Genomic DNA, 18,029 nt, shown 5'->3' with positions numbered 1-18,029 from the left:
CAGGTCCAGCAGGCGATGAATCTGGAAACCGGCCCGCTGATGCAGCTGGGATTGTTCCGGACAGGCAGCGGCGATCATCTGCTGATTGCGATCCATCACCTTGTCGTAGACGGGGTGTCCTGGCGGATTCTGTTAGAGGATTTCGCGGCGGGATACGAGCAGCGGCTGCGGGGTGAACTTGTCCTCTTGCCGGGCAAAACGCATTCGTACCGGACGTGGTCGGAGCGAATGGGGAACTATGCACAGAGCCGGAAACTGCTGAGGGAAGCTCTCTATTGGCGGCAGGAAGAAGGCGCCAAGGTTAAGCCGCTGCCCAAAGACGGGGAAAGCGGCGGAGTCCGTACAATCGGGAGCAGTACCAGCCTGGCGATTAGCTTAAGCGAGACAGAAACGAAAAACCTGCTGACGGGAACGCACCATGCGTACAAGACGGAAATAAACGACGTGCTGCTCGCGGCGCTTGGTTTAGCGATGCAGGAATGGACGAATCATGAGACGCTGGCCATTCACCTGGAGGGCCACGGCCGGGAAGAAGTACTGGACAACGTGGATGTAACGAGAACGGTAGGGTGGTTTACGAGCATTTATCCGGTCGTTTTCGAATTGGAGAAGACAGAAGGGATAGCCTACTGGGTCAAATCGTTCAAAGAGAAGCTGAGAGGGATTCCGAACAAAGGCGTGGGATACGGCGCGCTGAAGTATTTGACGCCAGCGGAGAACAGCAGAATTGGAAGCGGGATGGCGCCGGAAATCAGCTTTAACTACTTGGGGCAATGGGACCGGGAAACGAATACCGGGGCCATGTCGATGTCGGTTCTTCCCACGGGGGTGCAGATGAGTCCGCAAGCGGAACGGGCTTATGTGCTGGACATTGTAGGGAGCGTAATGGACGGAAAACTGACGCTGGCTGTGACGTACGACCAGCAGGAGTACGGCGAAAGCACAATGCAAGCCTTGCTGGCTAACTACAAGAAGCAGCTGCTTTCGATCGTCGACCATTGCATGCAGCAAACCGAGACTGAGCTGACCTCGAGCGATGTGGGCAGCGAACGAGTGCCGCTCGCTACTTTCGATAAACTTCGGGAGCAACTGGCAAGCAGCGGCAGCGGCGAGATGGTTTCCATGTACCCGCTGTCTCCGATGCAAGAAGACATGCGGTTCCAAGCGCTAATGGAACCGCAGTCGTCCGCGTATTTCGAACAATTGTCGTTTGTGATTCAAGGGTCGCTGCATGAAGCTAATCTGGAGAAGAGCCTTTCCCTTTTGATGGAACGGCACGATATCTTTCGAACGGTGTTTATGTACGAGGAATTGGAAAGACCGTTGCAAATCGTTCTTGAGAAGCGCTACCCTTCGATCAAATTCGAGGATTTCACAGGGTTAACGGAAGATGAAATCGAGCACCATGTGGAGCAGTTCAAGCAATCGGATCGAGAACGAGGGTTCGATCTCACGAAAGATGTACTATTGCGGATTGCTGTATTGAAGACGGGAGAGAGCCGGTACGAGATCATTTGGAGCAACCATCATATCTTGATGGACGGCTGGTGCATGGGCAATGTGGTCAAAGAGTTCTTCTATATGTACGCGCAGCTTTGCAGCGGCAAAGCGATCGATGTGCCTGCCGTGAAGCCCTATATCCACTTCATCAAGTGGCTGGAAGAACAGGATCGCGAAGAAGCGCGGGACTACTGGAGAGATTACTTGGCGGGATACGAGCAGCGTACGTCGATCCCTGCAAGCGGCAATTCTACCAGTGGAGTGTACGTGCTGGAAGAACTTCATCATTCGTTCTCGGAGACATTGACCGAGCGTTTGACGAAAATGAGCAAACGTCATCAGGTTACGATGAACAGCATGATGCAGACGGCATGGGGCATATTGCTGCGTAGATACAATAACACCGACGATGCGGTGTTCGGCGCAGTCGTATCGGGGCGTCCACCGGAAATCGATGGTGTGGAGAACATGGTGGGGTTGTTTATCAACACAATACCCGTTCGGCTAGGCCCGAACGAAACCGCAGACACGTTCATTGAGACGGTCCAACGGCTACAGCAGCGAGCGCTGGAATCGGAGAAATATGATTACCTTTCATTGGCCGAGGTTCAAGCGCAAACGGATCTGAAACAAAACTTGATCGATCATCTCTTTTTCTTTCAGAACTATCCGGAAGTCTATGACATAAGCGGGCAATCTGATGACCAGGATTTTCAGGTCACAGATTTCCAAGGGTTTGAGCATACCAATTATTCGTTAAACCTGACGCTGCAGTTACATGCGAGGCGGCTCCGCTTCATAATCGATTTCAATGCGCTGGAATATCGCAGAGATAACATTGAACGAGTCATGAGTCATTTGGAGTCCATTGTGGAGCAAGTGACGGCTAGGCCAGACATGCGGCTAGACGAGATCGAACTGGCCGGGGAAGAAGAGAAGTAGTAGCTGCAGGAGCAGTTTAGCGACACGAAGACGGACTATCCGAAGGACCAAACGATCCACGAGCTGTTCGAGCAGCAGGCGGAGCGGACGTATTTGAGTCTGAATGGTTGACGTATGGGGAGCAATACCTGGCAGACGAGTCGCTGTACGCGGGGATGCGTCGAACCTGCCTGTGGTAAGGTGACCGAAGAATGATGTACGTCATCTACACGTCCAGATCGACGGGTCTATCAAAAGGACAGTTGGACGAAGAAGGTATACTACAGGAAGATTCGCTGGAGTTTGCTCTTTATTCTTCTATTGCTTCGATCTCACGGTCACTTCTATGTTCACTTCAATTGTGAGCGGTAATCGAATCGTCATCTATTCCGAGCAAGACATAGTCTTAGTTATGGAACGCATTTTGACTGGAAATAAAGTCGGGATCCTTAAACTTACCCCAACGCATTTGAGTAGCCATTCAACCGCTGGTGCTGGGGAGTGTGTTTGGGGACAGCTTCATCTATCTGATCACGCATGTGATGAGTGGAGCGGATATCATGCCGGAATTCATGAAGAATACAACGATTGTAGTATCCATCTATTTCGGATTCCAGCTAAACTTCTACTATATTAGCTGACCCGGGCGGCCTAGATTCACAGATAAGGAGCATTATAAGGGAACTTAGATGCATATTTACTGGGAGTGAAACAATAAATGATATTAAATGGTGTATAATCACGTAAAAGGAGGTTATCGGCAAACTTATGCTTAATCGAGTTCATCAAGGGCACGAAATCAGTGGATAACATATTGGCCGAAATGGAAGGCAGCGTGAATGCTGCGGTGATAGCGACAAAAGCTAAGGAAAGTCGAAGAGTAAAAGGAGATAACAGGTGGAAAATACTCTAAAATTGCTATGCTTCCCTTATGCGGGAGGTTCGTCCTTTTCGATTTATCGCCAATGGACCAAGTGGCTAAGCCCCATTCAACTTATCCCTATAGAACTGCCTGGCAGAGGATCCAGAATGGAGGAACCGCTCTTATATTCTTTGGAGGAACTGGAAGAAAACTTGTTTCAAGATATTGTCCGAAATCACATACAAGAGAATGACCGTGTGGCCTTGCTCGGTCACAGCATGGGAAGTTTGCTGGCTTATCGAATTGGAATGCGAATAGGGACCGACTCTCCCTATTCGCTTGTCCATACCTTTCTATCGGGATTCGATCCCCTTCATATCCCAAGGGAAAAAGTATATCATCGGATGTCGGACCGCGAGTTCATACACGAAATATACGAATTGGGTGGAACTCCGATAGAAGTGATGCAAGATGAAGTAATACGCAATACCTTTTTGCCCATTTTGCGTGCCGATATTCAAGTGTTGGAGACCTATTTGGAATCGGAACGCAACGTAGCCGACCGCAAACTTGCATGCGATATGTCTGTTCTGTACGGATTTCATGACAAGACGATGTCTGATAAAATCCATTCGTGGAATCGATACACGCACGGCCGGACAGAGTTCAAGGGATTCGAAGGAGACCATTTTTTCATCGTGAATGACAATCAGCGGGAAGTTCCGACATATGTCCGCAAAGTTTTAATGGAAAAGCTGGCGGTTTTAATTTAGAAGGGGATATTTTGGAGAGAGACGTTATTTACGAAGATATCATCCTGACTTTCGAAAATGCATAAGATCAAGGCAAGATGCTGAAGCAATAGCGACTTACGGTTATGGTTTGTCAGAGCAACTATTCTTTTGAGCATACATAATGCCTATAAGGGAGAAAGATTCATATTAACGAATGAAGCCTGCTGTCATTGACAGCAGGCTTCATTTCAACTTATTGTTTTGCCGTTAGTAGCCTTGATTGCAATCATTATGATTTATAGGATTAAATATGCGGAAATTTATTTTTTTCTCCAGCAAGGATTATAAATGCCACTATACGATGGATCTGACGCTGCATACATCAACCATTTCTCAACAGAAGGGTTCTTAGGGGAAGGAAGAGAAGATGGGGTGACAAACTTGTTTTGTTTTAGTAATCAAGAAAAAAATCAAGGTGATTTACATTATAACGAACGTTTTTGTGGGATTTATTGTTTTATAGTGGTATAATTTTCATCAATTAATATTTTTATGTATATAAGTAAGAGGGGGTTGAATAATGACTGTACCTGCAAAGAGAATAAAATTTGGTTTGTCTGATGTTATCGGAGGTAATCTAAGAAGCTTGCCGAAATCTTCTATGAACAAGGAACTAGACGGATTTAAAAGCGATTATGCTTTTCAGAAGATCCGTTTAGAGACAAGCACAGTCTCAACTATAACGGAATTCATTGGCCGGCATCAGCTTTGCATACCTTCTTTCTTAACAGCGGTATGGTCTGTTTTACACTCTCATTATGTCAATCATAACGAGGTAGCCGTTTGGCATTCCGTGATATCGGATGTAGCAGAAGACACCGGCAACCAGTGTGATCCGCTTCTCATACATATTCAGAATGACGACCAGTTTTATGATTTGGTTCATAAAATTAATACGCAAATGGATCATGGGAAAAGAGAAGGTGGAGCCAGGATTGAAACATTCACGCAAGCCGAAACGTGTTCCACGGACTCGATGGTATCGGATGGATGTTTCATTTCCGGGATAGTAAATACGCAATGGAGCCCGATCGGCACTAACTCTTCGTACGAAATGAACCAGCCGATGATCGCATTTTTGTACGAGTACCGACTAGGCGAACTGGAATATGCGCTCCAGTATAATAGAAGATATTTAGATGAAGTTCAGATGTATACGATTGCAGGACAATTCCAAGTATTGCTGAAAAGCGTATTATGTGACCCTGAGAAACCTGCACTGTCCCACCCGTTCCTCACTGCAAGGGAGGGGGAACAATTCATCCGATGGAATGATACGGCCAGAATGTTTTCCAAGCATAAAACTGTTCATCAATTCGTTGAGGAACAGGCGGCCAGAACGCCGGAAGCGGTCGCCGTGGAGTTTCGTGAGCAGAAGCTGAGCTACTCTGAATTAAACCGCCGAGCGAACCAAATTGCCCGTACTATCATTGATTTGTACCGAGCTAAAGGGCAGTTTGCGCAGTTGTCTACCATGCCTGTAACGCTTTTTATGGATCGAAGCGCAAATGTGCTTCCAGCTATGTTAGGAGTGATGAAGGCCGGAGGGGCTTACCTTCCGGTAGATCCCACTTATCCTAAGGAACGCATTCGGTTTATTTTGGAGGATGCGCAAACGCAAGTAATTCTGACAACCCGACAATTGGCCGGCAAGTTAAAGCCGATCATCCGTCAAATCAGCTTAGAGGAGCCAAAGCTGATTTGTATCGACGAGTGTTTGGCGCAGCATGGCGTATTAGATGAAAATGTGAACGTAGAGGTCAAGTCAAGCGATCTGGCATACGTCATCTATACTTCCGGTTCCACGGGAAACCCGAAGGGTGCGCTGATCGAACACGCCGGACTTGTTGCGTTAATTCCCTATCTGATCGGGAAGTTTGGCCTAACACCGAATACAAGGGTGACGCAGTTTGCTTCCATTAGCTTCGACGCTTCGGTTTATGAGTGGATCGGAACTTTGTCAGTGGGTGGAACGCTCGTTGTCCTGTCGGATGACGAATTGCCGCCTTACTCCGATATCTCGGACATGCTAGAACAAAAAAATATTCATGTGACCATGCTGCCGCCCTCCGTAATAAAAACGATGACAAAGCGTGACTTGCCCGGCCTGCGAACGATCGTGTCAGCTGGAGAAGCTTGCACGCCGGATCTTGTGATGGATTGGGGAGAGAATCGTTTATTCCTGAATGCTTACGGCCCGACGGAGGTGACAATTATTTGTTCTGTTGCAATATGCGAGCCGGGAAAAAAGATTACCATCGGGCGGCCTGTTGCGAACAAACGTCTATTCGTTCTGAATCCTTTCGGAAATCCGGTTCCCATCGGTGTTCCCGGCGAGTTATGGGTGGGCGGTGTAGGACTGGCGAGAGGCTACCTGAATCGCGAAGAGCTGACTAAGGAGCGCTTCGTCCACAAAGAGATTGTGATGGGAGACGGCCATGCTCCTCGAATTGAGAGGCTATACAAAACCGGAGATATCGTAAAGTGGACACCGGACGGGGAATTAATATATTTAGGCCGCAGTGACGATCAGGTTAAGATCAGAGGTTACCGCATTGAGCTTGGAGAAATCGAAAATCAGATTCGGAACTATCCGGGAATAGAGCAATGCTTAGTCAGGGCTTGGTACGATGGGCATTATCAGAAGCTGGCGGCTTATTATACCTCCTCCATAAAGCTGAAAGAGGCTGAATTGATACAGCACTTGACTACTGTATTGCCATCGTACATGATTCCTTCTTACTTTTGCGGACTTGAAGTGTTTCCATTGAATGCAAACGGTAAAATAGACCGGTCGGCGCTCCCACATCCGAATGCGGTGGAGAAACCTTCTCTCGAAGAGGAGGATGAAGCGGGAGAGGAAGAAATGGAGAAGCGGCTGCTGCACGTATGGAGGCACCTGCTAAAGCGGCAAAACATAGGGGTTAATGACCACTTTTATGCTGTTGGGGGAGATTCGATTCTTGCCATTCAGTCGGTGTCTATGGCTAGGGATCAGGGAATCGTCTTCACTCCTAGACAATTAGCGGACAATCCGAGCGTAAAGGAGTTGGCGGCCGTAGCGACTTGGAAAGACAGCGAGGAGCCGAAGGAGAAAGACATCGATTGGGAGGGCGAATTCGGGCTGACGCCAATTCAGCACTGGTTTTTCGAGGAGCGGTTTGAAGAGTCGAATTATTTCAATCAGTCTCATATGTTGGTGCTCAACCATTGCGATGCTGCGAAGCTGGAGTCAGCCGTCAACTGTTTGATCCGGATGCATCCGGATCTGGCGGTACAATTCGTGAGGAGCGGGAGTACGTATGTACAGCGTTACCGAACGGATGCTAGCGTGGAGGTTGCCTCGTACACGATTCAAGAGACAGAGGACTCTGATCCGGAAATTGCCGCCATCTGTGCAAAGTGGCACGGGGGGCTAGACTACGAGTCCGGAATGATGCTTCGTGTCGGAATGATTGAGGGACATCCTGATGGTAAAATTCGTCTGTTCCTTACGGTTCATCATTTAGTCATCGACGGGGTCTCCTGGCGTATTTTGCTTCAAGATCTGTATCATCTATATCATGGCGCCGAGCTGCCATCGGTTCAGAGCCCCTTCAAGAAGTGGCAGGCTGCGATTACGGACTATGCATCCAAAGAAGAAACTGTCCGTCATGTGGCTTATTGGACTGAGGTGCTGAAGCGAACGGACGCATTCCAGTTACCGGTTGATCATTGTGCAGATAACAGAAGCTGCACGGAATCTGCTGAGCTTGTCGCAACGCTGCAGGCAAGCGATTCACAGCGGTTACTGCATCAATGCTCCCATGCCTATCATACGGAAATCAACGATTTGCTGCTTACGGCTTGGTCACTCATGTTGTCAGCCTGGTCCGAACAGGAAACAGTCGCTTTCCGGCTAGAGGGGCATGGACGGGAGCACTGCGTATCGGACATGGACTTAACTAGATCGATTGGCTGGTTTACGTCGATGTTTCCCGTTTGCATTCAGGTGTCTGAAAGTTCTTTAGGAAAGACGATCAAATCCGTCAAGGAACAGCTGCGCCGCATCCCTGACCATGGCATTTCATACGGTGCTCTGCGGTACTGCCATTCATCTGAGCAGGTTCGAACCTCCTTAACAGCTTCCGAGCCGCAGGTGCTTTTTAACTATTTAGGCCAGTTTGATCTTAAGGAAATGGAAGAGGAAGCTGCAAGCGAATGGCTGAACTTCACGAGTGATACCGCACAGGACCATAGTTCACCTAGGAACCACGGAACTAGTCTCTTGGAGCTTAACTGCTCCATCATTCAGGGCAGGTTGCATTTGTTTATGAAATACTCTAAACGTCATTACGAGGAAGCAACGATTGCCCGGTTGACTCAAACCTTCATCTCCTACCTGCTTTCGGTCATCGAGCATTGTGAGGAAAAAGAGGTCGAAGAGTTTACGCCAAGTGATTTTCCGCTCGCTTCGCTTGATCAACATTCGCTGGACCAGATCGTAAACATGTACCATTCGCAATACGGTCTGGATCAGGTAATGCCGCTAAGTCCGATGCAGAAAGGACTTTTGTTCCATTATTTAGATCACGTGTCCACTGACCAATATGTAGTGCAGACGAGTTGGAAATACAATGGCCAGCTCGATGTCGGTCGATATCGGGAAGCGTGGCAGCGAGTCATTGCCGAAAATGATTGCTTACGGACATGCTTTGTTTGGGAAGCGATGGACGATCCGGTACAGTGCATCGTTCAAAAAACAAAACTGAATTGGACAGCAGAGGATATCAGCTCGCAAACTCTGGATCAGCTGCAAGAGTACTTGGAACGGTGGATGACACTGGACCGCGAACGCCGCTTCGATCTGCGACAGCCTGCGTACCGCCTTGCGATCATTCAGAACAGTCCCGAGGAATGGGCGGTTGTTTGGAGCTACCATCACATTTTGCTTGACGGATGGAGCCTTCCGCTGCTGCTTAATCGAGTTCATGACATTTATGCATGCAGTTTGCAGGCCATAACACCTAAGCGCAATTCATCTCTCTCATTCGAACCTTACATACGGTGGCTGATCTCGAAGGATCAGACAGAAGCTGAAGGGTTCTGGAAGGCCTATTTGGCTGACGTTACCGAGCCGACCCCGCTTCCGATGGACATGAGCGGCAAGAGCTTCGGAGCGCACCAACCAATTCGCACACAGCAGATCGAGACGTTGCAACTAGACGAAGACTTTACCCGACGTATAGTAACGTATGTGCAGCAAACGCAAATATCGCTCAATACGTTGGTACAGTTCGCTTGGGGAAAAGTACTGCAAGTTCTTCATGATGTGGATGTTACTGTATTCGGCATGGTTGTATCCGGTAGAGGGTCCGACCTTCCCAAAACGGACCGGATCACCGGTTTGCTGATTAATACGCTTCCTTTGGTAATGCAGTGGAATACTGACCAGTCCGTCACTAACTATTTAAAAGATCTCCATCACACGATTCACAAGCTGAACGATTACTGCTATGTCAGTCTGACCGAATTGAAAGGCTGGAGCTCCGTTAAAAGTCCTACGCTGTTTCAAAGCATCGTCGCCTTTGAAAATTATTTGAACGACTACCGCCAGCCGGCAAGCGGACTAAACATGATTGCGATGGAGGAACGTGAGAAAACGAATTATCCGCTCACGATCACCATTGCAGGTGATGGAGAACATATTACCATCAAGTTCATGTACGATGCTGAGCGGTTGGAGCAAGAAGCGGTTCGCAGGCTGACGTTGTATCTGCGCCATGCTTTGCATGCTGCGGTGGAGCAACCCGATTGTGCCGTCCGAGACATTGTTTTACTATCCGAAGACGATTACGAAACAATTGTCTACGATTGGAACCGTACATTCACTGAATATCCTAGGGAGAGTTCAGTGGCTGAACTGTTCGAGGAACAGGTCCGGCTTATGTCTGAACAACCGGCGGTGATCGCATTCGGTCGGGTTGTAACTTATGAGAGACTGAACCGATTGTCCGGGTATGTGACAAGCTTGCTCGAGGAGGAGGGAGTGGTTCACGGTCAGTTTATTGGTGTATGTTTGCCGCGTTCGCTCGAATTTATCGTTTCGATTCTCGGCATCTTGAAGTCAGGATGTGCCTATGTGCCGATTGACCCCGATTTCCCGGCAGAACGTATGCGCGATATAATCGGGGACGCTGGACTGGAAACGGTCATCACCTTGCGAAGCGGGGCGGATGGCATAACGGAGGCTGGAAAAGCTACTCGCCTAAAGCTGATTTACGCTGATGATTTCGACGTTGTTCCTTCCACAGGGCAGGAGGAAGAAGGCGCCGGGTCCGCAACAGCTAGTGATCTTGCCTACCTGATGTATACATCAGGTTCAACGGGCAGACCGAAGGGGGTTATGGTGGAGCATCGCAGCATTGTCCGTTTAGTGAAGAATACTAACTATTTTCCGTTTTCCCGGGATATGAGGTTACTCTATACCGGTTCACCCGTATTTGACGCTTCTACGTTTGAAATATGGGGTACGTTGCTGAACGGGGGCCGTTTGTTCGTCGTTTCCAAAGATGATCTTATGAACTTCAGCCTGTTGAAGCAGCAGATGAAAGCATGGGACATTAACACGTTATGGCTTAGCGCCGCTTTATGCAATCAGTGGATCGAGGATGACGTAACAATATTCGCCGGACTCCGTTCGTTAATCGTAGGTGGAGAGGTGCTATCGGTGAAGCTGATTAATCGTCTCCGGCTCGCATATCCGTCACTTACGATCCTGAACGGCTATGGTCCAACGGAGAATACCACCTTTTCGACAAGTTATCCGATTGAACGACCCTTTGAACGTGAAATCCCTATCGGCAAGCCTATCAGCAATACAACCTGTTATATTTTAAACGCTAGGGGAGGCGTTCTGCCTGTCGGCGCTGTCGGAGAAATCTATGTAGGAGGGGATGGCGTCGCACGGGGCTATTGGAAGCAGGAGAAGCTGACACGAAAGTCGTTTATTCCGAATCCGTTTGCTTCTGCTGAGGACCGCGCCAAAGGAAGAAATTTGGTGCTGTATAGGACCGGGGATCGCGGAAGATGGTTACCGGACGGCAATATCGAGTATATCGGGCGGAGCGATGCCCAGTTGAAACTTCGAGGCATCCGGATCGAACCCGGGGAAATTGAGCACCGTCTTAGCAGCTTTCCTGCTGTAAAACAAAGTCTCGTTCTCGCCCGAGAGGTTCACGGGGAACTACGATTAATTGCTTATTATACATCGGACAAAAATGAGCAGGAAGAAGGACTTTCTGCTTATATGGCTAAGTGCCTTCCATCGTATATGCTGCCTTTCCGGTATATTTGGTTAGATTCGTTTCCGTTAACGGTGAACGGAAAAGTTGATAGAAGAACGCTTCCGCTTCCGGAAGTACATCACACCAAACAGGATTCCGGATCAGGTGCCTTGACGGACCTGGAACAACAAATCGAGCAGATATGGCGTCACGTGCTGAAGCTCGATTATATCCGCAAGGATGAGGATTTCCACGCACTCGGAGGGCACTCGCTCCATGCACTACGTATGGTCAGCATGCTGCAAAAGAATGGGCATCCAGTTACGGTAAATCAAATCTTACGGGAACAAACGATTGAACGGCTGGCCCGCTCCTTAAGCGGAACACTTTCAGATCCGCCTTTGGCTTCCACTATCCCTTCGGATACGGATATGACACCATCGGGGCAGAAGACGTACCCGAATAACGGATTTCCGCTATCGGCAGTGCAAAGACGTTTCTTCAAACGAGACCTGAAAAACCGCAACATGTTCAATGTCCCTTACCTAGGGATGCTCAAGCGGCGTACTACTAACCATGAGCTGAGCCGTGCGTTACAGCTTCTGGTTCATCGACATGCGGCGTTGCGGTTGACTTTTGCGCAGCTTGATCATGGAGAGTGGTACCAATACGAGCGGGAACTCGATATGAACCGAATGTTTACTTATGTCGATTTAGGGGGGGGAGCGGCTTCCCAAGACACTTTTATCTCTGAGTACTGCTCCAATCTTCAGCATGGGTTCAACATTGAAACTGGCTCATTATGGAAAGTCGTATTGTTTGACCATTACATCGGCGGATGCGGGCAGGTATTGCTGCTCTTGTTCCATCATTCGATTTTTGACGGGATGTCGATGAAAATTGTTTTGGATGATTTAAGACAACTTCTCTTATCGGACTTGGAAGAAGATGATGCACAGGGCGATGAAATAGGAAGCAGCTACCGCGAGTGGTGCGAGGCACTGACGCAATACGCAGCCAGCGGCATTACGGCTGAGGCGGAAGCTTATTGGAGAGATGTTGTCGAAGGAGGCGGGGCGTTACAGACCGACCGGGATACGGAGGAATGGCCTCTCCACCGTCATATGGCAACGATTACGTTTGATTTGCTGGAAGGCACCGAGCCAGTAAAGCAATTGAAGACATTTGCGGCTGCCCAGCAAACCAGCCCTCTTGGAGTCATATTGGCGGTGTTGTCGCGGACCTGCTTCGACTTAAAAGAGCAATCGGATCTGCTACTGCATCTGATGTCCTACCAGCGAGAATCCTTTTTGCCAAACATTGCAATTTACCGCACGATCGGTTTTTTTGCCGGGGCGTATCCGGTACGAATCTGCACCGGGAAGAAGGAGCTTGTAGGCGATATTGAGACGCTGCTGGAGTATGTCAAACTAACGCTGCGAGATATTCCTAATGAAGGTATGGACTATTTTGCTTTGCGGCATATCGTACCGGAGCTTCATCCGGAAGCGAAGCCACTTATCGATGGAAGCCGCATGCTGTTCCATTATCAATCGGAGGAAACAGCTTGGCAAGCGGACGACTTTTACGAGCCGTTGACCCTTCCGTATGGAAATACTAATGCTCTGGACAACCCTTCTGCGTATTGGTTAAACATGACGGCTTTCTTGAAGCGGGACAGGCTGAGTTTGACTTGCTATTACAGCACGTTGCACTATGAAGAACAAACAGTGACCGGACTGGTGCACCGGTTTGCAACACATTTGCGTCAATGCATCGAGGTTAACTCGCTCACAACGATAGCACAGGGGGCTTCCGGTGATGAAAATTTATGAATTTTGCCCGTTTTTCAACGAAAACCGAGTGGCGGAGATTAAATTGAAAGAAGATGTCCGCTGGATCGACGAGCTTCACGTGATCGAGGCCAATAAGACATTCAGCTATGCGGACAAGCCCTGGAACTTCGAGCCAGCTTATCTCGGTCCGAAGGTGATTTACCATTCGCTTTATGCCGACAACGTGTTTCATAAGCCGGAGCGGCACCAATTGTATTTTAACCCGGAGACTTGCCAAGTGGCGAACTTTGACCGCTGGTATTGGCGCTTGCTGAGCCACAACAGCGCATTTCATAACGAAGCGTATCAGAGAAACCGGTGTTCTGACATCTTGCGAGAGCGAGTCGAGGATGACGATGTGATTATTCTGGCCGATTTCGACGAGATCATTGATAGCCGGATGGCAGACCGGATTATCTCTGAAGTGAAAAGACGTCAAGTCATTACCGTCAAAATGCACTATTCTGTTTTTTTTCTGAATCTATTTTGCCGTTCCAATCACGGCGCTCCTCATTGGAGCTATCGCGTCTTTGCTATGACCGGAAAATTCTTCAGAAACATGCCTTTTTCGGGGGATTATCTAAGGAAGAAGGGGATCGCAGAAGGGCTTTATCAAGACATCTACTGCCTAGAGGAACCTGCGGGGTTTCATCATTCGTGGCTGGACTATCGCCAAACCGCACTGCCCAAGCTCCAAGCATTTGCAGCCAATGTCAAGGACAAAAGTATCGTGAACGAAGATTACATCAAACATTGTCTGGATGATAAAAAGCTGTACTATCTTGATACCGAGCTGTATGTGGATAATGAAAAATTGTTTTTAGCCGCTCTGCAAGACGTCCAAACAGCAGATCTTTTGTACTGAAGGTAACCATGATGGAGCGGAAGTCGATCAAACGATCGGCATTATGGCAGAACATTCCCCGGGCATGATCGCAGGCATCCGGTCTTTGGTGGAAAACGGTGAACCTGGATGACAGTTATGTTTATGACGGGGACGACCTGCATGCCGAAATATGTTTAGAAGCATGGTGAAAATGCAGCATACGGACGTACCCTTATTCTTAACCTCTTACAGAAATCCGCAAAGAATCGTAAAAAAGAAGCTTGCAGAGACCCGCTTTTACTGTTGTCTACGGGCATTGCGCATACGGAACTACCGGTTCGAGGTCGTTTCGCCTTGAACCGGCAGAGCCGTTTGAGATTCTGGACTATGGCGGTCCAGGTCGCCTGTTCTTGCATGCGATCTAGCCCTCGGCTTCGAGCCCGATCCATACCGTGAACCTGTTTGGCTTCCGCAAACGCATGCTCGCAGCGGGCTCGCATTTTCTGGACATGACGATAGGCGCCTTGAATTTGGATTCGCTTAGCTTCATTGTGGACTTGGATTTGTTTCATTTTCGCTTCTCGCTTGGCTTGCTTGGCGGGGTCAGGAGTTCTGCGTTGGTACACCGGTATGTCTTCAAGCGTAAGGTGGCGTAACGAGACTAAGGGAACGATCCCCAATGCCGTCAACTCCAGAAGATAATCGCTGACTCCGTAGGCTTTGTCCGCCGAAAGCGTGACAATGGACAGCGACGGATGACGAAAACGAAGGGTCTGCAGTTGCAGCAGACTGACCTCGCGTTCGGCCGTTCCTGACGCTTGGCTGGCGCGGCGATCCAGGATGACACCGGAGCGGACATCCACTAGATCATGAACCTAGTAGCGCGGATGCGCTTCTTGTCCCGCGCTTTTCTTGTACAGCCGTGCATCGGGATCACTGCTGCGGTGGGTCTGGTTGGAAAAAGACTTGCCATGAAAGTCTTCATGCACCGCCTCCTCGCCTAACTTGGCCTTGCGGCCAGAAGTGCCCGGCGCGGGAGGTTCCTGCTTATCTGGTTTGGACGGCTTGCCTTCCGCTTGGTCTTCCTTCGCTTGGCGCGCCAAATAGGCGTCAAGCGATTCTACCGGCGCGAGTCTGATTTCCTCCAAGCTGTGAATGGACACATTCGCTCGCACTTGTGTGCCGTCGACGGTAGCATCTACGCTCGCCTGGACCAAACCGGCAGCGATGCATTGCTCCACGACATGCCGCATGAGGTCTTCAAAGATTCCGTTCTCGCGCCACAGGTTCCGCGTTTTGACGAGCGTTGTCCGGTCGGGAAGACGCAGCTCCGCCGTTTCCGGATGCTGCACGGATTCAAAATCCAATCTGCAAAACCACAAATAGCCAGCATGCATGGGCAACGTGGCGTACAGATTCCGTTCGCTATGATTAAACAAGTAGCTCAGCAGCATGAGACGAACCATCAACTCCGGGTCGGCAGCCCGCCGCCCCATGTGTTCCGAATACAATGGAGCCACACACGGATAAATGATCGACCAATCGATCACCTCGTCTAGACGCCGAAGGATATGTCCTTGCGGAACGAGTGCATCCATATCAATGACTTGAAAGAGTTGGGGCTGTACGCCTGATCGTTTGGGGGCTCGCATGTGGGTTCCTCATTTCGTAAACAGTTCTTTCTCCTAGCTTAACATGGAGCAGTCGCAGTTTCTATTCCAGAAGATTTTTTCACCATGCTTTTAGATCGAGCAGCGAAACGTGGTTCGGTTGGTGGGAAATTGCAACTATGTTGCTTAAAAATGAAATGACGCGAATCATGCAAACAGGTACAGACATTTGACGCTGGGTCAAATCGTTCAAGGAGAAGCTGAGAGGGATTCCGAACAAGGGCGTGGGATACGGCACACTGAAGTATTTGACGCCAGCGGAGAACAGCGGAATTAGAAGCGGGATGGCGCCGGAAATCAGCTTTAACTACTTGGGGCAATGGGACCGGGAAATGAATACCGGGGCCATGTCGATGTCAGGTCTTCCCACGGGGGTCCAGATGAGCCCGCAAGCGAAACGGGCTTATGCGCTGGACATTGCAGGGAGCGTGATCGACGGAAGACTGACACTGAGCGTGACATACGACCAGCAGGAGTACGGCGAAAGCACAATGCAAGGATTACTGGCCAACTACAAGAAGCAGCTGCTTTTGATCGTCGACCATTGCATGCAGCAAACCGAAGCCGAACTGACTCCGAGCGATGTGAGCAACGAAGAAGTGCCTTTAGACATTTTCGAAGAGCTCTTAACGGAGTTGAATGATTTGTAATGTGAGATCTCTGGGACCCATAAATTTGTAGACGAAAGATAGGTGATTGTAATGGGTGGTGGGGGTAACCATAACGTGGTTTCCATGTACCTGCTGTCTCCGATGCAAGAGGGCATGCTGTTCCAAGCGCTAATGGAACCGCAGTCGTCCGCTTACTTCGAACAAATGTCATTTACGATTCAAGGGTCGCTGCATGAAGCCCATCTGGAGAAGAGCCTTTCCCTTTTAATGGAACGTTACGAGATTTTTCGAACGGTGTTTAAGTACGAGGGATTGAAAAGGCCCTTGCAAATCGTACTTAAAAAGCGCAATCCGTTGATCGTATTTGAAGATTACACAGGGTTAACGGAAGATGAAATCAAGCACCATGTGGAGCGGTTCAAGCAATCGGATCGGGAACAAGGGTTCGATCTCACGAAAGATGTGTTGTTGCGGATTGCGGTATTAAGGACGGGCGAAAGCCGGTACGAGTTGGTTATGAGCCACCATCATATCTTGATGGACGGCTGGTGCATGAGCATTGTGTTGAAAGAGTTCTTCTATATATATACGCAGCTTTGCAGCAGCAAACCAATCGATCTGCCTGCCGTGAAGCCTTATATCCACTTCATCAATTGGCTGAAAGAGCAGGATCGCGAAGAAGCGCTGGACTACTGGAGAGACTATTTGGCGGGATACGAGCAGCGGGCGTCGATGCCTGCAAGCGGCAATTCTTCTGCCAATGGGGCGTACGAGCTGGAAGAAATTCATTATTCGTTCTCGGAGACATTGACCGAGCGTTTGGCACAATTGAGCAAACGCCATCAGGTTACGATGAACAGCATGATGCAGACGGCATGGGGCATGTTGCTGCGCAGCTACAACAATACCGATGACGTGGTGTTCGGTGCGGTTGTATCGGGGCGTCCTGCGGAAATCGACGGCGTCGAGAACATGGTGGGGCTCTTTATCAACACGCTACCGGTTCGGCTAAGCCCGAACGAAACCGCAGACACGTTCATCGAGACGGTCCAACGGTTGCAGCAACGAGCGTTGGAATCGGAGAAATACGATTACCTTTCATTAGCCGAGGTTCAAGCACAATCGGATCTGAAACAAGACTTGATCGATCATCTATTTGTGTTCCAGAACTACCCGGAAGTTTATGAAGTTAAGGGGCAGGCTGAGAATCAAGATTTTCAGATCACGGATATTCAAATGTTCGAGCATACTAATTATTCGTTAAGCGTCATGATGTATGTGCAGTCGAACCGGCTCGGCATTAAAATCGATTTCAATGCCTCGGAACACTGCAAAGATACCATCGAACGAGTCATTAGTCATTTGGAGACCATTCTGGAGCAAGTGGCGACAAGGCCGGACCTGCGTCTGGGCGAGATCGAGCTGGCCGGGGAAGAAGAGAAACATCAGTTGCTGGAGCAATTTAACGACACGAAGACTGACTACCCGAAGGAGCAAACGATCCACGCACTGTTCGAGCAGCAGGTGGAGCAGACGCCGGAAGCTACGGCAGTCGTATTCGAGTCTGTGCGAATGACGTATGGGGAGCTGAATGCAAAGGCGAACCAGTTGGCGCATGAGCTGCGGGTGCGTGGTGTCGGAGCAGAGCGGATCGTGGGGATCATGTCGGAGCGCTCGGTAGAGATGATCGTGGGGATTCTCGCGATCCTGAAGGCGGGCGGCGCATACTTGCCGATTGACCCGGT

Annotated in this window: 6 protein-coding genes and 2 pseudogenes; 7 read left to right on the top strand and 1 reads right to left on the bottom strand. The window is 49.3% G+C overall.

Annotated elements, in window-relative coordinates:
- The 5 genes from ACFSX3_RS26295 to ACFSX3_RS26275 all read left to right on the top strand — a co-directional run.
- Positions 1–2,442 (top strand): condensation domain-containing protein (locus ACFSX3_RS26295; protein WP_379313458.1); only part of this gene is annotated, 2,442 nt, incomplete at its 5' end.
- Positions 2,443–2,924: 482 nt separating this feature from the next.
- Positions 2,925–3,062 carry a hypothetical protein gene (locus ACFSX3_RS26290; protein WP_209994836.1) on the top strand — a complete coding sequence of 46 codons (138 nt, stop codon included), beginning with the start codon at positions 2,925–2,927 and terminating at the stop codon, positions 3,060–3,062.
- A 256-nt stretch (positions 3,063–3,318) separates the two neighbouring features.
- Positions 3,319–4,056, top strand: coding sequence for a thioesterase II family protein (locus ACFSX3_RS26285; protein ID WP_209994837.1), 738 nt, complete (start codon positions 3,319–3,321; stop codon positions 4,054–4,056).
- Between the two features lie 541 nt (positions 4,057–4,597).
- Entirely contained in the window at positions 4,598–13,177 is an 8,580-nt protein-coding gene (locus ACFSX3_RS26280; protein ID WP_209994838.1) for a non-ribosomal peptide synthetase, read from the top strand.
- Positions 13,164–14,042 carry a hypothetical protein gene (locus tag ACFSX3_RS26275; protein ID WP_209994839.1) on the top strand — a complete coding sequence of 293 codons (879 nt, stop codon included), beginning with the start codon at positions 13,164–13,166 and terminating at the stop codon, positions 14,040–14,042. The genes ACFSX3_RS26280 and ACFSX3_RS26275 overlap by 14 nt, the downstream gene beginning before the upstream one ends.
- 272 nt (positions 14,043–14,314) lie before the next feature.
- On the opposite strand, the pseudogene ACFSX3_RS26270 reads toward ACFSX3_RS26275, so the two are convergent.
- Positions 14,315–15,655: pseudogene (locus ACFSX3_RS26270) on the bottom strand (transposase); the annotation flags it as partial.
- 206 nt (positions 15,656–15,861) lie between these two features.
- Here ACFSX3_RS26270 and ACFSX3_RS26265 point away from each other — a divergent pair.
- Both ACFSX3_RS26265 and ACFSX3_RS26260 read left to right on the top strand, forming a co-directional pair.
- Positions 15,862–16,323, top strand: a pseudogene (locus tag ACFSX3_RS26265) (condensation domain-containing protein); the annotation flags it as partial.
- Between the two features lie 84 nt (positions 16,324–16,407).
- Positions 16,408–18,029: condensation domain-containing protein (locus ACFSX3_RS26260; protein ID WP_379313460.1), on the top strand; the 1,622-nt coding region annotated here is incomplete at its 3' end.

This window comes from Paenibacillus rhizoplanae (assembly GCF_042684125.1).
Lineage (GTDB): Bacteria > Bacillota > Bacilli > Paenibacillales > Paenibacillaceae > Paenibacillus_AQ > Paenibacillus_AQ rhizoplanae.
This window is presented reverse-complemented; position numbering and strand designations above follow the sequence as displayed.

Bases quoted from the DNA above. Each gene is read 5' to 3' on its own strand.
- ACFSX3_RS26280 (WP_209994838.1), top strand. From the start codon at position 4,598: ATGACTGTACCTGCAAAGAGAATAAAATTTGGTTTGTCTGATGTTATC.
- ACFSX3_RS26275 (WP_209994839.1), top strand. From the start codon at position 13,164: ATGAAAATTTATGAATTTTGCCCGTTTTTCAACGAAAACCGAGTGGCG.